Here is a 24,584-nt window from a genome sequence, read left to right on the forward strand (position 1 = left end):
GCCCGTTTGCTGTCAGCGACCCGTCACGGTACCCGTGCAAACGCTCGCATTGCCGATGTCGAGGTTGAATCCGCTCGCGTTGCTCAGGAAGTCGTTAGAGATAGCCGTCTGGTAGTTCGACGGAACCGTGTCGAAGCCGTTGCCATGCACGATCGATGCGAAGCTGGCGTTCGTGTAGTGGCTGTTCAGGAAGTCATGCACGGCCGTCTTGACGGACGCATCCGCGTAGCACTGGCTCAGGATAATCTGGCTCGTGCCCGACACCGGGTAGCCGGAGGTCGGGTTGCCTGCGTTCGGCACCCAGTTCAACGGGTTGGATGCGATTGGTTTGGTGGACGGCGGCGACACCGTGCCGAGCGCCACCGAAGCGTTCGCATACGTCGGCGCGTAGTAGGCGCCATTCTTCGCGTTCACGAGGCTCGCCACCGGCAGTTGCAGCGCGCCGGCCGACGTCGCGACCGTGCTCGACGGGGCGAGGAACGTGTTCGTGTAGGCCGGGCTCAGGTAGGCGATGGCGGCCGTGCCGATCGAAGCAAGGCGTACCAATTGGGTACGCACGCCGCCGTCACCTGACGCCGCGACGAAGTTCGCCGGTACGACGCCGCCCGGGAACGAGGCCGTGAACGTCATCGAATCGAAGAACGTGACGCCCTGAGCCGTATTGGCCATCGTACAGACAGCGGCCAGATGGCGGGTCAGCAGTTCGGTCGTGCCGCTGCCGTCGGAATGATAGATCACGGAGATCGGCGTGCGGGCTGTCGTGTACGGAACGCCCGTTTCCGGATTGATGACCGCGTCGGTGTGGTTGGCGCCCGTGCCGGCCCAGTCGGTGATGCGGCCCGAGAAGATCCCGCACAGATCGTTGTCGTTCAGCGCGATGCTGTGCGCCTGGCCCGGCGTCGTCTGCGGCGTCGTCGTGCTCGTCACGGCCGGGCCGTTGACGACCGGCACCGTGATGGCCGTGACGATGTACGGGATCTGGATCAGCGGGCCGCTGGTCGCGCCGAGGCCGGCCTTGTACGCGGTGACCTGAGCGGTCGTCAGCGCGGCATCGCTGTTCGCGAAGTCGACCGTGCCCGTGACGCCCGCGCCGAAGAACGTCGGCTGGTTGTTCAGGAACGCGTTCTGGCCGGCGCCCGAGCCGAACGGGTAATACGTGAACGAGCCTTCGGCGGTGCCGAACAGACCAAGTTCGGTCGCGGGGTTGCCCGTGAGGCCGATCATCGGAGCGACGAGCGACGAACCGCCGCCTTGCACGTTCGTTACGGCCATCGCGGCCGACGCGCCCATGCCGGAGACGAGAAGGGTGATGATCTGACAGAGCTTGCGCTGATGGAGTCTCATGTGAGTGTTTCCATTGAATGTAAGACGGAGCGCCAACCGAACGTCCGGAATCTGTCGCGTGCCCTCGAGTGGCAACCAGCGTGGGAGCGTCGATGCGAATTGCATTCCGGGCCCGTCCGTGTATGGCTTCGCAGCACTACCGCGATGCGGCTTCGATCGGTAGCGCGGATTGAACATGCAAACAAAAACTGCGCCCTTGGTTGCCCAGGGGCGCAGTCGCGTCGATGTTGCGGGAAATCAGTCCGCCGAACGCTTAACGACCGGTGACCGTGCCCGTGCAGACGCTCGCATTGCCGATGTCGAGGTTGAAGCCGCTCGCGTTGCTCAGGAAGTCGTTCGAGATGGCCGTCTGGTAGTTCGACGGGACGGTGTCGAAGCCGTTGCCATGCACGATCGATGCGAAGCCGGCATTCGTGTAGTGCTTGTTCAGGAAGTCTTGAACCGCGCTCTTGACCGACGCATTCGCATAGCACTGGCTCAGGATAATCTGGCTCGTGCCCGACACCGGGTAGCCGGCGGCCGGATTGCCGGCATTCGGTACCCAGTTTGCCTGGTTGGAGGCCAGGAGCTTCGTTGCCGGCGCCGCGATCGTGCCCAGTGCCGTCGATGCATTCGCATACGTCGGCGCGTAGTAGGCGCCGTTCTTCGCGTTCACGAGGCTCGCCACCGGCAGTTGCAGCGCGCCGGCCGCCGTCACGACCGTGCTCGACGGCGCGAGGAACGTGTTCGTGTAATCCGGGCTCAGGTAAGCAACGGCGGACGTGCCGGCCGACGAGAGGTTCACGAGCTGGGTGCGCACGCCGCCGCTGCCCGTAGCAGCGACGAAGTTCGCCGGCACGGCGCCGCCCGGGAACGATGCCGTGAACGTCAGCGAGTCGACGAACGTGACGCCCGTTTGCGTGTTGAGGGGCGTACAGACGGCTGCGAGGTGGCGGGTCAGCAGTTCGGTCGTGCCGCTGCCATCCGAACGGTAGATCACCTTGATCGGCGCGTTCAGCGCGTAGGCCGAGCCGGTTTCCGGGTTGACGACCTGATTCCAGTTCGTCAGCTTGCCCGAGAAGATGCCGCACAGGTCGTCGTCGTTCAGCGCGATGCTGTGCGCTTGACCCGGCGTCGTTTGCGGCGTGATCGAGCTCGTCACGGCCGGGCCGTTGACGACCGGCACCGTGATGGCCGTGACGATGTACGGGATCTGGATCAGCGGGCCGCTGGTCGCGCCGAGGCCGGCCTTGTACGCCGTGAGTTGCGCGGTCGTCAGCGCGGCATCGCTGTTCGCGAAGTCGACCGTGCCCGTGACGCCCGCGCCGAAATACGTCGGCTGGTTGTTCAGGAACGCGTTCTGGCCGGCACCCGAGCCGACCGAGAAGTACGTGAACGTGGCGTTGGACGTGCCGAACAGGCCGATTTCGGTGGCGGTGTTGCTGACCGAGCCGAGGGTCGGTGCGACGAGCGACGAACCGCCGCCTTGAATGACGGGGCCGGCGGCCATCGCGGCCGTGGCGCCGATGCTCGAAACGAGAAGAGCGAGGACTTGACAGATCTTGCGCTTGCTGGATTTCATGAGAAATTTCCTTGGACGAAGATGAACGACGGGGAGCCTGCTGCTGCGGCCCGAATGCGATATCGGCCGCGGAGTAACTGTAGGAGGGAATTCGCAATGCGCGTGTGAATTTTTCGTAAAGAATGGTCCGTAACATTTTTGATGAAAAGCCGATTGCGTTGCTCCGGCTGATAAATCGTCGAATCAACGAAAATTCAGGCCGGGAGGTCGATGGAGCGTGGCGGAGCGTCACTCCGAATCGCGCTAGCGCAGCCCCGAGTCATTTTCGTGGCAGATGTTACGGACCATTTTGTCGATCGGCGCGCGGGCTGAAAAAATGGGATTTAATTAACTAATTTACTGAATAACGCAAATCGCCAATATCGATAAAAAAGAATCAAGCCGCATAATCCCCGCCGCCCAAAAAGGTAGCCCAACATCCGTCACAAATCTGCGCCGGTTCACGCTTTAGTCTTTGCCCGCGAATCCACCGGGCGCGACGTCGCTCGAGGCAGTGTTGCGCGTGACGGGAGGCCGCTGACATGTCGGCATTTCGCTACGAAGCGATCGATCGCGTCGGCAAGACGCTGAGGGGCGTGCTCGAGGCCGACAGCGCGCGCGCAGGCCGCAGCCATCTGCGCACGCAAGGCCTCACGCCGCTCGTCGTCGAGCTGGCCGCGTCGCGGCTGCACGGCGAGCGCAACCAGCGCCTCGCGCTCGGCCGCAAGCTGTCGCAGCGCGAGCAGGCGATCCTCACGCGCCAGCTCGCGAGCCTGCTGGTTGCGGGGCTGCCGCTCGACGAATCGCTGTCGGTGCTGAGCGAGCAGGCCGAGCGCGCATACCTGCGCGAGCTGATGGCGTCGATCCGCGCGGAAGTCGTCGGCGGCCATTCGTTCGCGAATGCGCTGGGCCAGCATCCGCGCGATTTCCCCGACATCTATCGCGCACTCGTCGCGGCCGGCGAGCACACGGGCAAGCTCGGCGTCGTGCTGTCGCGCCTGGCCGACTACATCGAACAGAGCAACGCGCTGAAGCAGAAGATCCTGCTGGCGTTCACGTACCCGGGGATCGTCACGCTGATCGCGTTCGGCATCGTCACGTTCCTGCTGAGCTACGTGGTGCCTCAGGTGGCGAACGTGTTCACCAGCACGAAACAGCAGTTGCCGACGCTGACGGTCGTGATGATGGCGCTGTCCGATTTCGTGCGGCACTGGTGGTGGGCGGCGCTCGCCGCGTTCGCGGGGGTGGTCTTCGCGATCCGCAAGGTGCTGTCGCAGACGGGCCCGCGCCTCGCGTTCGACCGCTGGCTGCTCACCGCGCCGCTCGCCGGCAAGCTCGTGCGCGGCTACAACACGGTGCGCTTCGCGAGCACGCTCGGCATCCTGACGGCCGCCGGCGTACCGATCCTGCGCGCGCTGCAGGCGGCCGGCGAGACGCTGTCGAACCGCGCGATGAGCGCCAACGTCGACGATGCGATCGTGCGCGTGCGCGAAGGCTCGGCACTGTCGCGTGCGCTCGCCCATACGAAGACGTTCCCGCCGGTCCTGGTGCACCTGATCCGCTCGGGCGAGGCGACCGGCGACGTGACGACGATGCTCGATCGCGCGTCCGAAGGCGAATCGCGCGAGCTGGAGCGCCGCACGATGTTCCTGACGAGCCTGCTGGAGCCGCTGCTGATTCTCGCGATGGGCGGCGTGGTGCTCGTGATCGTGCTCGCGGTGATGATGCCGATCATCGAGCTGAACAACATGGTGCAGTGATCCTGACGCGAGCGTGAATGAACACATGATGACGCGAGACCACGAGACCGAACCGGCGCACGACGCAATGCGCCGAACCTGCGGCACACGTCGTGCACAGCGCGGCTTCACGCTGCTGGAAATGCTCGTCGTGCTCGTGATCGTCGGGCTGCTGGTCGCGGTCGTGACGCTGGCGCCGTCGCGCAATCGCCGCACGGATCTGGCCGAGGAAGCGCAGCGGCTCGCGAACCTGCTCGAATCGGCCGGCGACGAAGCGCAGGTGCGGTCGATGCCGATCGCGTGGCAGCCGGTGGGCGGTGGCTACCGGTTCGTGCAGCGCACCGAGAGCGGCGCGTGGGCGCCGATGACGGACGAGCTCTATCGTGCGCGCCGCTGGGGCGCCGCGGTGACGGGCGTGTCGGTCCGCCATACGGGCGGCGGCGAAGCGATCGAGCGCGTCGTGCTCGGCAGCGAAAGCATCGACGTGCCGGTGACGATCACGCTGTCGTCCGGTTCGACGCGGCTTCGCGTCGTCGGCACGGGAATCGGCAGCTTCGTCGTGCAACAGCCTTGAGCAGCCGAACGACCGGCCTATGAACGGCTTGCCGAACGCCTCGCGGTCTGGCCGCTCGCCGTCACAATTCACCTGACTGTCACATGCTCCGCTCACAATCCGTCATTCGCTTGCCGCGGAGTCGCTCACGGGGGTGCGGGGGATTCGCCGGCAACGTGCAACTCCACTTCCGTCCAGGGATTCATGACTCGTTCACGGACGCCGACCGGTGTCCTGGCGCTCGTCGCGTGGTTCACCCTTGCCGCGTTGTTCATGCGTGTCGTGCACGCGCAGGAGACCGGAACCGCCGGACGTCAGCCGGGCGCCACGGCGCACTTCGATCTGCCCGCTCAGCCGCTCGCGAAGACCTTGCAGGACTTCGCGCGGCTGACCGAGCTGATCGTGCTGGCGCCTGCACCGCTGCTGGACGGGCGCACGAGTGCACCGGTCCAGGGCGAATTCGCGCCGCGCGACGCGCTCGAGCGGATGCTGGCCGGAACGGGGTTGCGTGCGGAATTCTCGCGTCCGGACGAAGCGATCATCGTCGCGCAGCCGGCGGCCGACACGGCGCCGGCCACGGTCGAGGCGCCGGCGGATTCCGCGCTGCCGATCGACGGCGTCGGCGCTTCGGACGAACTGCGCACGTTCGCGGGCCTGCTGCAGGCGCATCTGATCGATGCGCTGTGCGCGCAGCCGGCGGCGGTGCCGGGCAGCTATCGACTCGTCGCGCAGGTGCGCATCGACAACAGGGGGGCGGTGGTGGCGGTCAACATGGTGGCATCGAGTGGTCTGGCGTCGCGCGACGCGGCGGTGATGCGCGCGCTGCGCGCACTGAAGCTGGACGACGCGCCGCCTGCGGACTTGCCGCAGCCGGTCACGATCCTGCTGCGGCCGGCCGGCAACGGCGTGCATTTCCGCTGTCCGCGGACAGCCGAACGGAACTAGGCGGTCATGTCCGACAGCAACCGCTCCGGGCTCCGGAATCTGCTGGCGACGCGCTACGCGTACCTGGTCAGGCGGCTTGAACGCGTGACGGGGTCGAAGGACGGCGCCGCCGATGCGCTGCACGAAACCTGGCTGCGCCTCGAGAACGCGAACGTCTCCACGCAGGTGACGAATGCGGACGCCTATATACTCGGGATGGCGAACAATGTCGCGATCGACCAGCATCGCCGCGAACGGCGCCATCTGCACGACGACGATGTCGAGACGCTGCTCGAGATGCCCGACGAGCTGGCCGATCCCGAGCGGATCGTGGCGGCGCGCCGCAAGGTCGAGACCCTGAAGGACGTGCTGCGCGGCCTGCCGCCGCGGCGTCGCGCGATCCTGCTGGCCGCCCGCGTGGACGGCCTGCTGAACCGCGAGATCGCCGAGCATTTCGGCATTTCGCTGCGGCTCGTGGAAAGCGAGCTGAGCGCGGCGATGAAGTACTGCCTGCAGCGCATGCAGGAAGACGGTGATCCGTACACGGGCACGCGAGGCGGCCCGCGTAAATTTTGAGCATCAGGACGATGACGAAAGCCCAGGCCCAACCTGCCCACGACGAACTCGACGAAGCGAGTGCGTGGCTGCTGCGTCTGCGCTCGGGGGACGCGAGCCAGGCCGAAGCCGATGCGTTCGAGCGCTGGTGCGCCGATCGTCCGCAGGCCGCCGATCTGCTGCGCGACACCTGGAGCTCGCTGCGCACGGCGGCGACCGAGCTTGCGCACGAGGAGCGCACGGCCGCCGCGTGGGCAAATGTTGCAAAGCGCGAGCGCACGATGCGCACCGGGCGGCGCGCGTTCATCGGTTTCGCGGTCGCGGCCGGCGCGTCGTGGCTCGCGGTACGCCCGCCGATGCAGCTGTGGCCGTCGCTTGGCGACATCGCCGCCGATTACCACACGGGCACCGGCGAGCAGCGCCAGGTCGCGCTGGCGGCGGGCATGACGGTCGAGCTGAATACGCAGACGCGTCTCGACGTGCTGCGCGCGAGCGATGCCGCGCACGGCGTCGAGGTCGTCGCCGGCGAAGCCGAGATCGACGCGACCCCGGCGTCCGGCCGTGCGGCGGCGATGCAGCCGGTCGTCGTGGTGGCGGGCGGCGGCCGCATGCAGGCGAGCGTCGCGCGTTTCAACGTGCGGCGCACGGGCACGCAGGTTTGCGTGACCTGCCTGTCCGGCACGGTCGCGCTCGAGCATCCGCGCGGCGCGCGCACGCTGAACGCCGACGATCAGGTCGTCTATGACGATCGCGGCGTGCAGCCCGTGTCGCGCATCGATCCGGGCGCCGTCAGCGCATGGCGGCGCGGGATGCTGGTGTTCAACGGCGTGCCGCTGTCGGACGTCGTCGACGAGATCAACCGCTACCGGCGCGGCAAGGTCATCCTGCGCAGCGCATCGCTCGGCGAGAACCGGATGCAGGCGCAGTTCCCGATCACGCGGCTCGACGACGTGATCGACATGGTCGGCCGCCTGTACGGTGCGCGCATCACGCGCCTGCCGGGCAATATCGTGCTGCTGAGCTGAGCTGAGCTGAGCGCCGACGCGCCGCATCTCCATCATCGCGTCCCGTGTCCTGCGGGTTGCGCGTCTTCGATACGACATCGTCAATGAGGGCCGGCAAACGCCGGGCCGTCCTTCGTGGCGGCCGGTGTGACGTCGTCGGACCCGAGGCGTGGGTGGCAAGCGCCCCGCGCAGCGCATCGCTGCGTTGCACGGGAAGAACGCGTTCATTTGGCTTCGGGCGGTGGCGTAACCATGAGCATTTCGCAACGGGATGAATATTCCGGCGACGCGCAGGCGCTCGCCGACGAGATTCGCGAGGGTGCCGTCCGCTGGCTGCTGTGGCTGCGCGCCGGCGACGCGACCGCGCGCGAGCTCGACGCTTTCCGGCGCTGGCGAATGCGCAGCGCCGAGCATGCGCGCACCGCCCACGAGCTGATCTGGCTATGGGCGGTGCTCGGCATGCTCGGGCAAGCGGAGCCGGACGGCTCGACGCAGGTGCATTGACGCGACCGCCCTACAGGTCCGACGGCAGCAGCGTGACGCGCTCGCCGTCGAGCGGCAGCGGACACAGCGCGACCGCACGCAGGATCCGCTGCCGGTTCAGCTCGAATGCGAGCAGCAACTGCCGATGGCTCGTGTCCGCCGCGCCGAGGTGCTCGCGCAGCGTGTCGGGCGTTAGCGCGTAGGCGGCGTAGCCCCATCCGAATCCGAAGGCCGAAAACCAGATTTCCGAATCAGTCGACGCCATCGGTGCAGTGAGGTAAATGCTGGGCAAGGGCATGTCGGAGGTCCGTTGAAGTGTCGCGAATGTGACGGCAGCGTGACGCGACAACACTACCGCAACGTTGTCGGTTTGGCGATGGATTCGATGCGCGACGATGCCCGCGTCGCAAGAAAGTCTGCGGGTTATGCGAGCCCGCTTCGACCTAGTAAACGAGAGCGAGGGGCCGTGAAGCGGGACCGGGGGCCGGGCGAGACCGGCCCCCGGATCGCCGCGACCGAGAGAGTGCAACGACAAGGCAAGAGCAGTCAGGGGCCGAGCCGCGCGCCGGCGGCATCAGCGCGCGGCCGGATCGTCCTGCGCACCGGCGCGTGCGCGTGCCCACGCGGCATCGAGCGGATCGTCCGCGTCGCGCAGCGGCTCGCGCAGAAACGGAAAGCGTTCGACGAACGGTGCGGATTCTTGCAGGGCCACGATATGGTTGACCATCCAATGCAGCAGTTCGCCGCCGTGCCGGACCTGTTCCGGGCGCCACTCCGGCATCGTCGAGAACAGCGCGGAGAAGCCGCTCCAGCGCGACGGCCGGTCGTTGTCGCCGGGCCGGAAATAGGTGTTCATCGCGACGTCGTCCGCGTCGGTCAGCGTGCCGACGAACAACCCGTGCGGCGTCGGCACGCCGATCTGCCGCCAGCCTTCCGCGAGCGCGAGCGAGCGCATCACGCGCGCCGCGACGAATGCGATGCGCGTCTCATGTTCGATTTCCGCCAGCGACATCACGCCGTTGCGCTGCATGCAGCGCGCGACCGCGTGCGGCCGGATCACGTTCGACGCGAAGCTGCGCAGCACGAGGTCGGGCACCGTCAGTTGCAGCTGGAATTCGCGCAGGCCGTGCTCGGCGCTCATCGTCGCGAAGTTGACGAACAACCCTTCGGCATGACCGAGCGCGCCGACGTACGGCTCGAGCCCGAGGCGCGCGAGTTTCGGCGCGATCTGGCGTTCGAGCAGCCGCAGCAGGTTGCGGCGGTTGCGCGCGCCCGTGTAATCGTCGAGGCCGCGCGTGACCACGTCGCTGATTTCCCAGCGGCGCTCGTCGGCGACGAGCCGCGGGGAGCCGCTCAGGTCGAACCGGGCGCGGCCATGGGCCACGCGGGGATCTACGTACATGCCGGTGCCTCGTGCATCGATTGCGGGTGGACCGCCGCGACGCGACGTCGTCGCGCGCATCCGGTCGCTCACGATGCTGCGGCGTCGCAAGCGGCGCGTCAAGTGCGGCCGGCCCGAGCGCGTCGCGCATGCGTCCAATCCAACCGAGACGAGGTGATCAGGTGATGCGCACGATTGTGGAACGCTTCGTCGAACAGAGCTCGATGACGATCATGACGCGGCTCGTGCTGCAGTGCGCGCTGCACGACGACTGGATCGACGGCACGGACGCCGGCACGGACGACGAGCCGGACGGCGACGCGATCCGCGAGACGCTGTTCGCGCTGGCGGTCGACGCGATCGTGGCGATCGCGGCGCGGCAGCCGGGTTCGCCCCGTGCGCCGCACGCGTTCGACGGCGGCCTGGCAGCCGGATTCGGTCCGGCCGTCGCGGCGCTGCACGACTGCATGAGCCGGCTGCGCGCCGGCTGGGGGCGTGCGCTGGTCAGGGACAGCGTCGATCTGCTGTTGCCCGCGACGGCGCCGCGCCCGCGCGAAGGGTCCCGCTCCACCGGCGGGATGCGGCTGCGTGTGCTGGACGGCGGCATGCCGTGCGGGCACGACGCCGCCGGCTGCGGCTGCGGGTGCGGCAATCCCGGCCGCGAGGCCGCCGCGCATGCGCGGGTGCTGCCGGTCTACGATCCGGAGCTCGCAATGATCGTCGACCTGCTGCCGCACGAGCGCGGCCGGATGCACGAACGCGCATTCGTCGGCGCGCTGCTGGAAACGGTTCGGCCGGGCGAGCTGTGGATCGTCGACGGCCGTTTCGATATCGACGCGATCGTGTCGGGCTGGCCGCGCCGCGGCGGCGCGTTCATCGTGCGCGAGCACGGCCGCGCGGCCGCGTGCCGCGCGCTCGGCGACTGGCGGGATGCCGGGACGCACGACGGCGGCGCGGTGCGCGAGCAGGCGGTCGGCCTGGCGGGCGAGCGTGACGCGTCGGCCGCGCTGCGGCGCATCGAATGGCGCAGCGCGCCGGACGCCGTGGCGACGCTGCTGACGGACCTGCCGGCCGCGCAGTTCGATGCGCGGCACGTCGTGCGGCTCGCGTGCCGGCCGTGGCGCGACGCGCTGCCGCTCGGGCCGGTGTTCGACGGCGCGCTGTTCGGCGGCGTGCCCGCGCGCGCGTCGCTGCTCGCGAGCGGCATCGCGGCGCTCGCGTACAACGCGTTCGCCGCGATGACGAATGTCGTTCGCGCTGCGCTCGAACTCGACGCGCGCGACGCCGAACGCGTGCCGTCGCATATCGCCGAAGGCGTCGCCGCCACCTATGCCGGGATGATGATCGCGCTGCCGCCCGACTGGTGGCGACGCTACGACCGGTTGCCTGCGGCGACGCTCGGCCAGATCGTGCGGATGCTCGCCGTGCAGGTCGATCCGCGCAGCGCGCGGCGCAGGCGCCGCGACAACCGGCTATCGGCGAAGTCGCAGGCGCTGCTGCGCGCGGCGACGCTTGAACGCCTGCTGCATGACGACGGCGGCGATCCGGCCGCGAACGTGTTCAGCCTGCGCACGATCGCGATGGCGACGCGCGACTTCAGCAGCAATCCGTCGAAGGCGCTGCGGCACGCGGGTGAGGCGCTCGTGATGGTCACCAAATACAACCGGCCGATCGCGTTGCTCGTGTCGATCGACGACTGGAACCGGCTGCTCGGCGAAGTGCGCGAGACGAGCCTCACGCGGCTGTCGTTGGACTACGCGGGCGCGATGCAGAACCTGCGCCCGGTCGCGCTCGGCGACGCGTCGCCGAATCAGGACGCGCGTGCGGCCGTCGTGCCCGCCGTGGCCGCGCTCAGCTCGTGAGGCGCCGCACCCAGATCACCGACGTCCACGTGAAATTGCCGCTGCCGTAGCGCGCGATCAGCGTGTCGACGCGTGCATTGATGCGCGTCGAATGCACGCGGCAATGCACGATGAAGTAGAGGCTGTCGACGCCGACGCTCGAGCCGTCCGGCAGCGTCGCGTTGCCCTGGACCGGCGCGAGATACTCGGCGACGTCGCCGGTGCTGACGAAGTACGCGGTGCCGCGCCGGTCGACGAGCCGCCGGGCCTGGCTGGGCGACAGCGTCGGGATCGCGGCGACGAGCACGGGCTCGGCGGCGGTATTGGCATTGACGGTGGTCAGGTCCGGCAGGATCGTCACGAGCGGCGCGAGCGCGGCGATCGCGCGGGCATCGTAGCCGGGAATGCGCGCGAGATCGTCGACGGACACGAGTTGCAGCGGCCAGCCGTCGGGGCCGTTCGTGTCGCGCAGCGAGCGCAGCATGTAGTCGGCCGTCTGCTGCGCGAGCGCGGGGTCGAGCGACAACTGGCTCAACAGCCGCCGGTACGCGAGCACGCCTTCGCCGTTGGCCTGCCACGGCTTGCCGGGCGCGATGCGCGTCACGAGGTTCGTCAGGTTGAAGCGCGCCTGCGCATCCTCGACATGGCCGGAGATCCACGCTCGCGACAGCTCCGCGTTGACCGCCGCGGCGTCGGGCGGCAGCAGGTCCGCAAGCCGCACGTCGGCGGCCGGCAGCGACCACGGCTGGCCGACGAACGTGACGTTCGACGTCGCGCTCTGCGCGCGCAGGGTCGCACGCGCCCATTCGACCGCCGCGCGCTCGACCCACATCGTCTGCGTCGCGAGCCGCTGGTTCTCGACGTCGCGCGTCGCCACCTGCTGGCGCCCCAGCACGCTCGCCGCGAGCGTCGCCGCCAGTGCGACGACGAGCAGCACCGTGACGATCGCGATGCCGCGTTCGCGCCGCGCGGCTGCCGTCCGCCCCCGTTCGTATCGATGCATTCGCGTGTCCCCGACAATGCCCACGGTGCCCGCCGTGCCGGTGCGGCCGGCCGTCAATCCTCGAATGCCAGCCACGCATGGGCGATGCTCGCATGCGCGGATGACGTGACGCCGAACATCGCGGTGAGCCCGGCCACCCAGAGCGCGAGCGGCGCGCGCCGCGTGCCGTCGGCCGACGCCGCGAGCGGGCCGACGAGGCCGGCAATCGCGTGCGATTGCCACAGCAGCAGCACGAACAGCGTGCAGCCGACGGCCATCGCGACGCCGAACGCGTGGAGCGCGACCGCCGTCCGGCGCAGGAACGGCGTGCGGTGATGGCGCTGGTTCGCCGCGACGATCGCGGCCCCGTTGGCGACCGGCACGATCGCCATCACGAGCATCCAGAACAGCGGCTGGTCGCTGGACGCGTCGATCAGCAGCAGCGTGCCGATCGTCCAGACCGGCGGCGCGAGCAACGTGAGCAGGACCCACGACAGCAGGTGCCAGACCAGCCAGGGCGCGCGCCAGCGCAGCGGGCGGTGCGCGACGCGGGCGGCGAACGGGCGTGCGAGCATCGTAGCGAGCCACATGGGCGTTCCCCATCGTTGACGTTTTTCTCAATAGCTAGGACGTAACGGCCGGCCGCAAGCCGCAGGATTTCGTCGCATCGGGGACCCGGATAAGTGGGACGCACGCGCAAGCTCGTGCGAATCTTCAGCGGGATGTCACAAAAACTTCCCGGTTGAAACCCGAGGATTGTCGTGCCGCGCGAGAACGCGGCGGCCGACGCATCGCAGCGCCGGGCAGAACGACAAGCACACGAAACGGGGGCCACGTACATTCCTGCGCAACGCGCCGCGCGAAGCCGGCGCGGAACCCGTTGCACGCGCATCGTCGGTCGCTCGCCGGCGCGGCCGCAACGACGGGCCGGCGGCCGCGTGCAAAAAAACTGCGGCAATGCGCATCTCGTTCCGTCTAGGTAGGTGAGGGCGGCGACCGGATGCATCCGGTCGCGGCTCACGCGCATTCATTTCATCGGGCGGCGCACAGCCGACAGGATCATGAACGTGGAACAGTTCGACGAAAGCCGATCGACCGGCGACGCGGCGTCGCCTGACGCGGATGCCGCGTCGCCGGTCATCAACCTGCGCGATACGGGGCGTTTCCTGCAGGTGCTCGCCGCGCTCAAGTGCTCGCTCGCGGTGAGCCACCGCCCGTCCGGCGTCGCGCTGATCGGCGTCGACGACGGCGTCCCGACGCTGTCCGCGTGTCAACTGCCGCGCTCGATGGGAATGGCGGTGGCCGGCAACCGGCTCGCGGTCGCGACGAAGCACGAGCTGATGGTGTTCGCGAACGTGTCGACGCTCGCGCCGCACTATCCGGCCCGTCCCGCGCATTACGACGCGGTGTTCGTGCCGCGCATCGCGTATTACACGGGCGATCTCGACCTGCACGACATGGCGTTCGACAAGCAGGTCGTGCTGGCGGTCAACACGCGCTATTCGTCCATCTGCGTGATCGACGGTTACTTCAATTTCACGTCGATCTGGCAGCCGCCGTTCGTGACCGCGCTGGCGCCCGACGACCGCTGCCACCTGAACGGGATGGCATTCAGCGACGGCAAGGTCCGCTATGCGACCGCGCTCGCGCAAACCGACACGCCGTTCGGCTGGCGCGGCGGGATGGCCGACGGCGGCATCGTGATGGAAGTGCCGTCGGGGCGCGTCGTCGCGACCGGCCTGTCGATGCCGCATTCGCCGCGTGTGATCGGCGGCCGCCTGCACGTGCTCGAGGGCGGCCGCGGCCGGGTGCTGCAGATCGACCCGCAAACGGGCGCGAAGCGCGTGCTCGCGACGCTGCCCGGCTTCACGCACGGTCTCGCCGAATACGGCGGCGTGCTGTTCGTCGGGCTGTCGAAGCTGCGCGAGAAGCGCGGGCCGCAGGGCCTGCCGATCGAACGCGACGCGGACGCGCTCGTCGCGGGCGTCGCGGCGCTCGACGCGGGCAGCGGCGACGTGCTGGGAATCCTGCAGTTCTTCAACGGCGTCGACGAGATCTTCGACGTGCAGGTGATGCCGAACATGCTGCGCGGCGAGATCCTGAGCCCGCACCAGTGGAGCGAGACGCCGTCGATCGTGACGATGCAGGGCGGCTTCTGGCAGACGCGTCCGCGCGAGCAGGACGAGCCCGCGAATCATGACGATTGAGCCGCCGATGAACGCCGATCACTGCGGGTTTTCCGCGCCTGTTTCGTCATTACCGGTAGACGCGTGCGATCGCGGCGATGCGCGTGGCGTGGACGGCGCGGGCGGCGTGCTGTGGCTCACTGGGCTGTCGGGCGCGGGCAAGAGCACGCTGGCGGATGCGCTGGCCGACCTGCTGCGGCGCCGGGGACTGCAGGCCACAGTACTGGATGGCGACCGATTGCGCGCGGGGCTGAATCGCGATCTCGGATTCTCCGAGCGCGACCGCTTCGAGAACGTGCGGCGGATCGCGGAAGTAGCGTCGCTGTTCGCCGATGCGGGCTTCATCGCGATCGTCGCGGCGATCTCGCCGCGCGCGGCGATGCGCGACGACGCGCGGCGCATCGTCGGCGCGGGCTTTCGCGAAGTGCATGCCGCCGCATCGCTCGAAGTGTGCGAGGCGCGCGATCCGAAAGGGCTGTACCGGAAGGCGCGCCGCGGCGAGCTGCGCGAATTCACCGGTGTGTCGTCGCCGTACGAGGCGCCGCGTGCCGCGGACCTCGTGCTGGAGACCGGCAGCCGGCCGCTTGCGGACTGCCTGAACGCATTGCTGGGCTTTGCGTTGCAGCGGTTCGGCCGAGTCGGCGACACGCAGCCGGTCGTGCGCGAGACCGAGACCGGCTGACGATGGCGGAAACGGACAGGGCTGGGACCTGAGCGCTTTACTAAGGATGGCTGATAAAGCGTCATCGAATTGAAACAACGCTTTGATAGCGGGACGTGCCGGATGTCCGCGTCAGCGCGAGGATGATCCGCAACAGAAAGGGGAATGGCGCATGCCGCCAACAGCAGACCGTAAATCACGCGAGCCGCGGCGGCTCCGACGCCGGTGCCTGGCCGGCGCGGCGCTGGTCGGAGGGCTGAGCTTCGCGCCCGGCGTCCACGCGCAGGAGGCGGGCGTGCCGCGGACGTTCGACGTGAATGCCTTCGTGGTGCGCGGCAACACGACGTTGCCGACGCTCGAGATCGAGAAGGCCGTGTATCCGTTCGAAGGGCCGGGCCGCACGCTCGCCGACGTGAACGCGGCGCGCGATGCGTTGCAGAAGGCGTACCAGGATCGCGGTTACCAGTCGGTCGTCGTCGAGCTGCCGCAGCAGCAGGTGAAGAACGGCGTGATCCTGCTGCAGGTGACCGAGGCGAAGGTCGGGCGCCTGCGCGTGGACGGCGCGAAATACAACTCGCCGCAGAACATCCGCGACGCGGTGCCCGCGCTCGCCGAAGGCCAGGTGCCCGATTTCAACCAGGCCCAGCAGCAGCTCACCGACCTGAACCGCTCGGCGGACCGCCAGGTGATTCCGGTCCTCAAGCCGGGCGCGTTGCCGCAGACGGTCGACGTCGACCTGAAGGTCGACGATCACAGCCCGCTGCACGGCTCGCTCGAGCTGAACAACGACAGCAGCCCGGGCACGTCGACGCTGCGCACGACCGCGAGCCTCAGCTATTCGAATCTGTGGCAGCTCGGCCACGTGATTTCCGGCACCTACGTGATCGCGCCGCAGCATCCGAACGATGCGCGTGTCTATGCGTTCTCGTATCTCGCGCCGATCAAGGATTCGCGCTGGAGCTTCCTCGCGACGGTCGTGCATTCGGACAGCAACGTCGCGTCGGTCGGCAACACCAACGTGCTCGGCAAGGGCACCACGTACGGCTTCACCGCGATCTATTCGCTGCCGGCGACGGAGACCTATGCGCATTCGGTCAGCATCGAGATCGATCGCAAGCATTACGACGAAGACGTGTCGCTGCCGGGGCAGGGTGGCTCGACGGCGCCGCTCACGTACGTGCCGGTGACGCTGTCGTACAACGGCCAGTTGAGCCTGAAGAACTCGCAGACATCGTTCTCGGCATCGGTGACGACGAACGTCCGCGGCCTCGGCAGCGACTGGGGCGCATGGGACAACAAGCGCTACAACGCGACGCCCGATTTCGTGTACGGCAAGTTCGACGTGAACCACACGCAGCGCTTCGCGAACGACATGCAGGCCAACGCGCACGTGAACGCCCAGATCTCGAACTCGCCGCTCGTGTCGAGCGAGCAGTTCGCCGCGGGCGGGATGAACAGCGTGCGCGGCTACATGCAGGCCGAGGACACGGCCGACAGCGGCGTGATCGCGTCGCTCGAGCTGCGCAGCCCGTCGCTCGCGAAATGGCTCGGCGGCGCGGTCGGCAGCCGCGTGAACGAGTGGCGTTTCCACGCGTTCTTCGACGCGGCACACCTGTGGCTGCTGAGCCCGCTGCCGGAGCAGACGGCGCGCTTCAACCTGATGAGTGTCGGCGTCGGCACACGGGTGCAGATCATGAAGTATGCGAGCGCGGATTTCGAGGCCGGCTGGCCGTTGAAGGCGGGCGTCTATACGCGGCAGTACAGCCCGCGGTTCGATTTCTACGTAAGGCTGGGGTTCTGACGGATTTTTTTGATCGTGCCGCGCATCCGCATATCTGCGTATGGGGGGCGGCGCATTCGGGGAGTGGATCGTGAAGCGAGTCTTGTTTTTCCTGTTGGCGGTGATGCTCGGCGTGCTGCCCGGCATCGCGAACGCATGGTGGCAGAACGACTGGTCGTACCGGAAGGCGATCACGATCGACGCGAGCGCGAAAGGCGCGAACCTCGCGGAGTCGGCCGGCCGCGTGCCGCTGCTGATCCGCCTGCACTCGGGCAATTTCCAGTTCGACGGGCTGGCCGACAACGGCGCCGACATCCGCTTCGTCGCCGGCGACGACAAGACGCCGCTGAACTACCACGTCGAACAATACGATCCGGTGCTCGGCGTCGCGCTGATCTGGGTCGACGTGCCGAAGATGCCGGCCGGCGCCGCGGAGTCGATCTGGATGTACTACGGCAACAAGAAGGCGCCCGACGGCAGCAAGCCGGCCGAGACGTTCGATGCCGACTACACGCTCGTCTACCACTTCAACGGTGCGGCGGGCGCGCCGCCGAAGGACGCGACCGCGTATGCGAACAACGCGCAGAACGCGTCGTTCCGGACGGTCGAGGACGGCATCGTCGGCAAGGGCGCGCGGTTCGACGGTACGGGGTCGCTGACGTTGCCGGCAAGCGCATCGCTGAATGTAGCCGCCGGCGGCAGCTTCACGTTCAGCGCGTGGGTCAAGCCCTCGGCGCTGGCGCCGAACACGCTGCTCTACAGCCGTCGCGACGGCGCGAATGCGCTGCTGATCGGCCTCGACAACGGCGTGCCGTTCGCGGAAGTCCAGGGCGCGGCCGGCAATCCGGCGCCGGTGCGCACGCCGGCTGCGTCGCCGGTCGCCGCGAACCAGTGGACCTATCTCGCGGTCACGGCCGACGGCAAGAACCTCACCGTCTACGTGAACGGCAAGCCGGCCGCGCAGGTCGCCGCGGCGCTGCCGGCCCTGACGGGCGCGGCCGCGGTCGGCGCGGACGTCGCGGGCGCGCCGGCCGGCTTCACGGGCTACGCCGGCGCGCTCGACGAACTGCGCCTGTCGAAGATCGCGCGCTCGCCGGCCGCGATCGCGGTCGACGCGCTCGCGCAGGGTTCGGAATCGAAGCTCGTCGCGTACGGCGCCGACGAGAAGCAGTCGGGCTTCGGCTTCGGCTACTTCGGCGTGATCGTGCAGTCGGTGACCGTCGACGCGTGGGTCGTCATCACGATCCTGCTCGGCATGGCGCTCGTTTCGTGGATCGTGATGTGGACCAAGGCGCGCTACGTCGGCACCGTCGACAAGGCGAACCAGTATTTCGTGCAGCGTTTCCGCGAAGTGGCGGGCCGCCACCTGGTCGGTCTTGCGCATGTCGACGAAGCGCAGCGCCGACGGCCGCCGGCTGTACCAGTCGTCGCTGTACCGGCTGTACAAGGCCGGCGTGCATGAAATCCACAGCCGCGTGGACGGCAACGGCCGTACGGTGATCACGTCCGAATCGATCGAGGCGATCCGCGCGTCGATGGACGCGACGCTCGTGCGCGAGAACCAGCGGCTGTCGAAGTCGATGGTGCTGCTGACGATCGCGATCTCGGGCGGCCCGTTCCTCGGGCTGCTGGGCACGGTGGTCGGCGTGATGATCACGTTCGCGGCGATCGCGGCGGCCGGCGACGTCAACGTGAACGCGATCGCGCCGGGTATCGCGGCCGCGCTGCTCGCGACGGTCACGGGCCTGTTCGTCGCGATCCCCGCGCTGTTCGGCTACAACTACCTGCTGATCCGCAACAAGAACGTGACCGCGAACATGCAGGTGTTCGTCGACGAATTCGTCACGCGCCTCGCCGAAGCCCATCGCGCGCCCGATCACGCGGTGCTGGCCGACTGACCGCATCGCACGCAGGAGACCACCATGCAGGTTCAGGACGACGACAAGCCGTACGACGACATCAACATCACGCCGATGCTCGACCTCGCATACGTGCTGCTGATCATCTTCATCATCATGACGACCGCGTCGGTGCAGGGCATCAAGGTCGACCTGCCGAAGGCGAGCTCGTCCGCGAGCCTCGCGAAGCCGAAGACGAAGGCGATCACGGTCGCCGATTCGGGGCAGGTGTTCCTCGACGCGTACCCGGTGACGATGGACGAACTCGAGAGCCGGCTGCGCACCGAGAAGGCGACCAACCCGGAATTCCCGATCGTGCTGAAGGGCGACGCGGCCGTGCAGTACCAGAAGGTCATGGACGTGCTCGACCTGCTGCGCCGCCTCGACCTGTCGCAGGTCGGGCTCGTGACCGGCAAGGCGAAGCAGGGCGGCTGACGCGATGGAAATGACCTACAACGGCGGCCCGCCGGACAAGGGCCCCGGCCGCTACGTGAAGCCCGTCGCGATCGCACTGGTGCTTGCCGGCGTGGCCGCGCTGATCTGGCGTTTCGCGGGCGATACGGCAGGCGTGAAGCGCGTGAGCGCGCCGCAGGTGACGACGGTGATCCCGCTGCCGCCGCCACCTCCGCCGCCGAAGCAGAAGCCGCCGCCCGAGAAGGTGAAGGAGGAGGTCAAGACGCCGGTCGAGCGGCCGACGATCGCGCCGAAGCCGTCCGAGGCGCCGAAGCCGTCGGACAACCAGCCGAAGCAGATGACGATGAATGCCGACGCGCAGGCGGGCAGCGACAACTTCGGCATCGGCGCGGGCGACGGCTCGGGCATGCTGGGCAGCGGCGGGGGCGGCAAGTTCGGCAACGCGAGCTACGCGCAATACATGGTGTACGTGCTGCAGCGCGCGATCGAGCAGGACAAGGGCGTGCAGGAGGCCGGCGGCGCGCGTTTCGCGGGCAGCCTGAACCTGTGGATGGACACGTCGGGGCGGATCACGAAGGTCACGATCGCGCAGTCCACCGGCGACGCGAAGATCGACGCGGCCGTCGTCGCGGCGGTCGAGGCGCTCGGCAGGGTCGACGAGGTGCCGCCGCCCGCGACCGCGTATCCGGTGCTCGTCAAGCTTCAGGGGCGCAAGCCGGCATGACGATGCGCGCGCGAAAACGACGAAGGAATCATGGGGTGGCGCCGTCGCACGGATGCCGCCGGAAAAGAAACGGATATTGTTCGGAGTCCTTTGATGAAGCGGAAGATGAACGGACGGGGTGGGGTACCCCGCAGCGGCGCGCTGCCCGCGCGCCTGTCGCGCGTCGGCGCGGCGGTGCTCACGCTCGGGCTGACGTGCGCGTCCGCCGCGCACGGGCAATCGCTCGAGGCGCAGGCGGCCTCGGGGAAAGCCGCGCCGACCGAGAGCGTGGTGATCAACCTGATCAACCTGCTCGTGAAGCGCGGCGTGCTCACGCAGCAGAACGCGAACGAGCTGATCAGCGAAGCACGCACGGAAGCCGTGCAGGCGAAGGCGGCCCGCGCGCCGGGTGCGCCGGTCGTGGCGGGTGCGGGCATCGTCAACCCGCCGACGCAGCCGGGCGATGTCGCGGTGCCGTACGTACCGCAGCTCGTGCGCGACCAGATCCGCGACCAGGTGAAGCAGGAAGTGATCGCGCAGGCGAAGGCCGAGAACTGGGCGCAGCCGAACACGTTCCCCGACTGGGTGTCGCGCATCAAGCTCGACGGCGACCTGCGCGTGCGCGACGAGTATCACTTCTACGGCAGCCGCAACGCGAACAACGTGACGAACTTCGCGGCGATCAACCAGGGCAACGGGTTCGACATCAACCCGAACACCAACACGACGCAGCTGCCGACGCAGAACACCACGCAGAACCGCAACAACCTGCTGCGTTACCGCGCACGGCTCGGCGTGACGGCGACGTTGTCCGACGAGATGATCGCCGGCATCCAGCTCGCGAGCGGCAACGACAACGGGCCCGTGTCGACCACCGCGACCGCGGGCGGCGGCTTCGCGAAGAAGAACATCTGGCTGAACAAGGCGTTCTTCGCGTACAGGCCGACGTCGTGGCTGAACCTGACGGCCGGCCGTTTCGACAATCCGTTCTTCAAGTCGGACCTGGTGTTCTCGGACGACCTGATGATGGACGGGCTCGCCGCGAACCTGCGCCATGCGCTGCCGTGGAATCCGGACGTCACGCTGTTCGGCACGCTCGGCGTGTTCCCGATCCAGTACACGAGCGAGAACTTCCCGTCGAACAGCACCGACAAGGCCGGCAGCGACACGAAGTGGATGTTCGGCGCGCAATTTGGCGCCGACTGGAAGATCGATGCGAAGAACCGGCTGCGTGGCGCGGTCGCGTACTACGACTTCCAGAACATGCGCGGCACGCTGTCGTCGCCGTGCGCGCTGTATCTCGGCGCGACGAGCTGCAGCACCGACAACGAGGCGCCGGCATTCATGCAGGGCGGCAACACGCTGATCGCGCTGCGCAACATCGTGCAGAACCCGAACCTCGCGCCGGGCATGACGCCGCAGCCGCAGCTCTTCGGGCTCGCGTACAACTACCGGCTGCTCGACCTGAAGGCGCAGTGGGATACGGTCGTCGCCGACCGCTTCAAGCTGCGTCTGGACGGCGAATACGTGCGCAACCTCGCGTACAACGACAACAAGGCGTTCGCGGCGGCGTCACTGCCGGTCAACAACTACGAATCGACGTCGGTCAACGCGACGCGTGCCGACTACCGCAGCGGCCCGAACGGTTTCCTCGCGAAGGCGACGTTCGGCGAGCCGGAGCCGCGCGAGAAGGGCCAGTGGAACTTCTCGATCGCATACAAGTACCTGCAGCCGGACGCCGTGCTCGACGCGTTCAACGATCCCGACTTCCACCTGGGCGGCACCAACGCGCGCGGCTACGTGCTCGGCGCCGCCTACGCGGTTGCGCGGGATACGTGGGTGTCGGCCCGTTACCTGAGCTCGAAGGAAGTGTACGGGCCGCCGGTATCGATCGACGTGCTGCAGATCGAGCTGAATGCTCGCTTCTGACCGGAGCCGCGGATGAAGACCACGCAACACGCGATCGTCGCGGCCGGCCTCGCCGGTGCGCTGCTGCTGGCCGCCGGCGGCGCCGGCGCGCAGAGCATCGAGGACAAGCTGCGCAGCCAGTTGCGCTCGACCGTACAGGAGCTGCGCCAGCTGCAGGACAGCCAGGCGCAGTTGCAGAGCGACAAGGCGGCGGCCGAGAAGCAGCGCGACGACGCGCTCGCACAGTTGAAGGCGGCGCAGGCGCAACTCGCGGCGGCCAAGGGGCAGTCGGGCGGCGAAGCGGCCGCGAGGCGCGCGCTGGCGCAGGAGCGGGCGGGCCGCGAGCAGGACGCGAAGTCGCTGGCGAAATACAAATCGTCCTACGAGGACCTGCTGGCCGTGTCGCGTGCCCGCGATGCGCAGCACACGCAACTGCAGAAGGACGTTGCCGCGCGTGACACGCAGCTGAAAACCTGCCAGGCACACAATGCCGAGCTGTATCGCGTGGGGCACGAGATTCTCGACGCGTACGAGCATGTCGGCATCGGCACGCTGTTCTCGTCGCGTCAGCCGTTCGCGCAGTCGGCGCGCGTGAAGTACGACGATCTCGCGCAACGCTACGGCGATGCGCTGTATGCGGGCAAGTACGATCCGGCCGCACGCGCGGCGAACCCGGCAAGCGCGACCGCTGCGGCGTCCGCGCCCGCCGGCGCTCAGTGACGGAGCGGGGCTTCCATCGCGCGGGCGACCCGATCGATTCGTTGAAACAAGGAAGAGAGAGCCATGCTGGACAGCAAGATGGGAACGTCGGGCGACCGCCCGGCACAGGATGCGCTGATCGATGCGATCGGCGTCGACGAACTCGCGGACGTGTTCCGCAATGCGGGCTACCGCGTGACGGCGGCCGAGCAGAACGGCGCGGTGCAGCTGATGAGCGCGAGCCAGGGCATCGGCTTCGCGGTGCGCTTCGGCAACGCCGCGCCGCCGCAGGGCGAGGCCGCGGGCGCGCCGATTGCGCGCTACCTCGACTACACGCTCGGCTGCGTGCTGCAGGTGCAGGGCGACCTGCCCGCGCAGCTGGTGGCCGACTGGAACCGGACCAAGCGCTTCGCGCGTCTCGCGAGCCACGGGCAGTTTCTCGCGCTGGAAATGGACGTGATCGTCGCGGGCGGCGTGTCCGAGCGCTACCTGCGCTCGACGATCGAGCTGTGGGACCGGCTGATCCAGGAATTCCTGCTGCACCTGCGCAACCGTCCCGCGATGGCCGAGCAGGAAGCCGCCGCCCGCGCGGGTAGCGACCCGCAGACCGACGACGCAGGGCAGGGGCGCGCGGAAGCCGCCGCGCAATGACCGGCGCCGGCCGGATCGGCGCGGCGCTGCGTGCGCTGCTGACACGCGGCCGGCCGGCGCGGCGCGGCCCGGTGGCGGTCGGCGACGCGCCGGCCGCGTGGGCCGACTATGCGCAGCGCGTCGCGCAGCGGCTGGCAGCGGCGCTCGACGGCACGGACGCGGCGGCATCCCGCTTGCGCGCGCAGCTCGAACGTGATGCGGCGCGCAGCGAGGACGACGAGCACGGCGACGCGCCCCCGGCGCTGCGGCTGAAGGCGTGGCTCGACCGGCGCGGCCACATCGAGCGGGTCGAGAGCGCGCCGGCGTTCGCGCCGGACGTCGCCGCGGACCTGCGCTCGGCGCTGGTCGGCCGGGCGGTCGGCGCGGCGCCGCCACGCGGGATGGCGCAGCCGCTGGTCGTGCGGGTGCGCGTTGCGGTTCAGGACAGCAGTCAGACAGGACAGGAACGATCGTGAAGAACTTTGCAACGATGATGGGCGGCCTGCTGCTGAGCGTGCCGCTGATGGCGGCCGCGCAGGACGACGTGATCGCGAACGGGCCCCAAGCGTCGGTCACGCAGTCGGACATTGCCGCGCTGCTGAAGGCGGCGGGCGACGAAGGGCGCGAGCGTCTCGCGGCCGATCCCGCGGCGCTCGACCAGGTCGTGCGTTCGACGCTCGCGCAGAAGGCCGTGCTGGCCGAGGCGAAATCGAAGGGCTGGGACAAGCAGGCGCAGGTGCAGGCGGCCGTCGAACAGGCGCAGCGCGAGATCGTCGTGCGCAGCTACCTGGCGTCGGCGAATGCGCCGCCGGCCGACTATCCGTCGGATGCGGAACTGCAGTCCGCGTATGACAGGAACCGCGCCGCGTTCACCGCGCCGCGCGCGCTGCACGTCGCGCAGATCTACGTCGCCGTCGCGCCCGACGCGGACGCGGCGACCGTCGACAAGGCGCGCAAGCAGGCGGCCGATCTCGCGAACCGCGCGCGCGGCGGCGATTTCGCGGCGCTCGCGAAGGCGAATTCGCAGGACAAGGCGAGCGCCGCGAACGGCGGCGATCTCGGGTTCGTGCCCGAGACGATGCTGCTGCCCGCGGTGCGCCAGGCGGCCGACGCGCTGAAGCCGGGCCAGGTCTCCGCGCCGATCCAGACGCCGGCCGGTTTTCACGTCGTGAAGCTGATCGACGTACGCGCGGCCGCACCGCGCCCGCTCGCCGACGTGAAGGAGCAACTGCGCGCGATGCTGCGCGCGCAGCGCACGCAGCAGAATGCGCAGGCGTATCTCGCGAAGCTCGCCGCGAACGCACCGATCAACGAAGACGCGCTGAAGAAAGCGCTCGCGTCTGCCCGGTAGGCACGCTC

23 protein-coding genes and 1 pseudogene are annotated in these 24,584 nt (G+C 68.6%); 18 read left to right on the forward strand and 6 right to left on the reverse strand.

Annotated elements, in window-relative coordinates:
- Positions 1-12: 12 nt before the first annotated feature.
- On the reverse strand, positions 13-1,344 hold the full coding sequence (locus tag WT26_RS25765; RefSeq protein ID WP_069274233.1) for a substrate-binding domain-containing protein: 1,332 nt from the start codon (positions 1,342-1,344) through the stop codon (positions 13-15).
- A gap of 253 nt (positions 1,345-1,597) precedes the next feature.
- Positions 1,598-2,905: a substrate-binding domain-containing protein gene (locus WT26_RS25770; protein ID WP_069274234.1), complete on the reverse strand. Its 1,308-nt coding sequence runs from the start codon at positions 2,903-2,905 to the stop codon at positions 1,598-1,600.
- 521 nt (positions 2,906-3,426) lie between these two features.
- Between WT26_RS25770 and gspF the strand changes: the two genes are divergently transcribed.
- The 6 genes from gspF to WT26_RS25800 all read left to right on the forward strand — a co-directional run bounded on the left by gspF (position 3,427) and on the right by WT26_RS25800 (position 8,163).
- Positions 3,427-4,644 carry a type II secretion system inner membrane protein GspF gene (gspF, locus tag WT26_RS25775; protein WP_069274235.1) on the forward strand — a complete coding sequence of 406 codons (1,218 nt, stop codon included), beginning with the start codon at positions 3,427-3,429 and terminating at the stop codon, positions 4,642-4,644.
- 25 nt (positions 4,645-4,669) lie between these two features.
- Positions 4,670-5,197, forward strand: coding sequence for a type II secretion system minor pseudopilin GspH (gene gspH, locus WT26_RS25780; RefSeq protein WP_081333765.1), 528 nt, complete (start codon positions 4,670-4,672; stop codon positions 5,195-5,197).
- Positions 5,198-5,380: 183 nt separating this feature from the next.
- Positions 5,381-6,121, forward strand: a complete 741-nt coding sequence (locus tag WT26_RS25785) for a secretin and TonB N-terminal domain-containing protein (RefSeq protein ID WP_069274236.1) — start codon at positions 5,381-5,383, stop codon at positions 6,119-6,121.
- 6 nt (positions 6,122-6,127) lie between these two features.
- Entirely contained in the window at positions 6,128-6,676 is a 549-nt protein-coding gene (locus WT26_RS25790) for an RNA polymerase sigma factor (RefSeq protein ID WP_011354683.1), read from the forward strand.
- Between the two features lie 11 nt (positions 6,677-6,687).
- Positions 6,688-7,680, forward strand: a complete 993-nt coding sequence (locus WT26_RS25795; RefSeq protein WP_069274237.1) for a FecR family protein — start codon at positions 6,688-6,690, stop codon at positions 7,678-7,680.
- Positions 7,681-7,911: 231 nt separating this feature from the next.
- Positions 7,912-8,163, forward strand: coding sequence for a FecR/PupR family sigma factor regulator (locus tag WT26_RS25800; RefSeq protein WP_059957397.1), 252 nt, complete (start codon positions 7,912-7,914; stop codon positions 8,161-8,163).
- Positions 8,164-8,173: 10 nt separating this feature from the next.
- Here the strand turns inward: WT26_RS25800 and WT26_RS25805 are convergent, their stop codons facing one another.
- A complete protein-coding gene (locus tag WT26_RS25805) occupies positions 8,174-8,440 on the reverse strand; it encodes a hypothetical protein (RefSeq protein WP_059982577.1) in 267 nt (88 codons plus the stop codon).
- 276 nt (positions 8,441-8,716) lie between these two features.
- The gene (locus WT26_RS25810; protein WP_069275140.1) at positions 8,717-9,544 is read right to left on the reverse strand and encodes a hypothetical protein; all 828 of its coding nucleotides are present in this window, start codon (positions 9,542-9,544) and stop codon (positions 8,717-8,719) included.
- 164 nt (positions 9,545-9,708) lie between these two features.
- On the opposite strand from WT26_RS25810, the gene WT26_RS25815 reads away from it, so the two are divergent.
- The gene (locus WT26_RS25815; protein WP_231130521.1) at positions 9,709-11,385 is read left to right on the forward strand and encodes a type II toxin-antitoxin system Phd/YefM family antitoxin; all 1,677 of its coding nucleotides are present in this window, start codon (positions 9,709-9,711) and stop codon (positions 11,383-11,385) included.
- Here the strand turns inward: WT26_RS25815 and gspK are convergent.
- Positions 11,375-12,367, reverse strand: a complete 993-nt coding sequence (gene gspK / locus WT26_RS25820; RefSeq protein ID WP_069275141.1) for a type II secretion system minor pseudopilin GspK — start codon at positions 12,365-12,367, stop codon at positions 11,375-11,377. The genes WT26_RS25815 and gspK overlap by 11 nt on opposite strands.
- Positions 12,368-12,420: 53 nt before the next feature.
- The gene (locus tag WT26_RS25825; RefSeq protein WP_069274239.1) at positions 12,421-12,936 is read right to left on the reverse strand and encodes a hypothetical protein; all 516 of its coding nucleotides are present in this window, start codon (positions 12,934-12,936) and stop codon (positions 12,421-12,423) included.
- Positions 12,937-13,407: 471 nt separating this feature from the next.
- Between WT26_RS25825 and WT26_RS25830 the strand changes: the two genes are divergently transcribed.
- The 11 genes and pseudogenes from WT26_RS25830 to WT26_RS25880 all read left to right on the forward strand — a co-directional run bounded on the left by WT26_RS25830 (position 13,408) and on the right by WT26_RS25880 (position 24,576).
- Entirely contained in the window at positions 13,408-14,553 is a 1,146-nt protein-coding gene (locus WT26_RS25830) for a TIGR03032 family protein (protein ID WP_069271112.1), read from the forward strand.
- A gap of 7 nt (positions 14,554-14,560) precedes the next feature.
- Positions 14,561-15,214, forward strand: coding sequence for an adenylyl-sulfate kinase (gene cysC / locus WT26_RS25835; protein WP_069271113.1), 654 nt, complete (start codon positions 14,561-14,563; stop codon positions 15,212-15,214).
- Between the two features lie 151 nt (positions 15,215-15,365).
- Positions 15,366-16,994 (forward strand): ShlB/FhaC/HecB family hemolysin secretion/activation protein, encoded by a 1,629-nt coding sequence (locus WT26_RS25840; RefSeq protein WP_155774697.1) that lies wholly within the window; start codon positions 15,366-15,368, stop codon positions 16,992-16,994.
- 40 nt (positions 16,995-17,034) lie between these two features.
- A pseudogene (locus tag WT26_RS25845) lies at positions 17,035-18,871 on the forward strand (DUF2341 domain-containing protein).
- 24 nt (positions 18,872-18,895) lie between these two features.
- A complete protein-coding gene (locus WT26_RS25850) occupies positions 18,896-19,306 on the forward strand; it encodes an ExbD/TolR family protein (RefSeq protein ID WP_027780971.1) in 411 nt (136 codons plus the stop codon).
- 4 nt (positions 19,307-19,310) lie between these two features.
- Positions 19,311-20,009 (forward strand): TonB family protein, encoded by a 699-nt coding sequence (locus WT26_RS25855; protein ID WP_053076265.1) that lies wholly within the window; start codon positions 19,311-19,313, stop codon positions 20,007-20,009.
- Between the two features lie 93 nt (positions 20,010-20,102).
- Positions 20,103-21,917, forward strand: a complete 1,815-nt coding sequence (locus WT26_RS25860) for a putative porin (protein WP_069274240.1) — start codon at positions 20,103-20,105, stop codon at positions 21,915-21,917.
- Between the two features lie 12 nt (positions 21,918-21,929).
- Entirely contained in the window at positions 21,930-22,616 is a 687-nt protein-coding gene (locus WT26_RS25865) for a hypothetical protein (protein ID WP_069274241.1), read from the forward strand.
- A 63-nt stretch (positions 22,617-22,679) separates the two neighbouring features.
- Positions 22,680-23,246, forward strand: a complete 567-nt coding sequence (locus tag WT26_RS25870) for a YbjN domain-containing protein (RefSeq protein WP_069274242.1) — start codon at positions 22,680-22,682, stop codon at positions 23,244-23,246.
- The gene (locus tag WT26_RS25875; RefSeq protein ID WP_069274243.1) at positions 23,243-23,701 is read left to right on the forward strand and encodes a hypothetical protein; all 459 of its coding nucleotides are present in this window, start codon (positions 23,243-23,245) and stop codon (positions 23,699-23,701) included. Before WT26_RS25870 ends, WT26_RS25875 begins: the two co-directional genes overlap by 4 nt.
- Before the next feature lie 17 nt (positions 23,702-23,718).
- Entirely contained in the window at positions 23,719-24,576 is an 858-nt protein-coding gene (locus WT26_RS25880; RefSeq protein WP_069275143.1) for a peptidylprolyl isomerase, read from the forward strand.
- Positions 24,577-24,584: the final 8 nt, after the last annotated feature.

The sequence above is a fragment of the Burkholderia cepacia genome, from assembly GCF_001718835.1.
Taxonomy (GTDB): domain Bacteria; phylum Pseudomonadota; class Gammaproteobacteria; order Burkholderiales; family Burkholderiaceae; genus Burkholderia; species Burkholderia cepacia_F.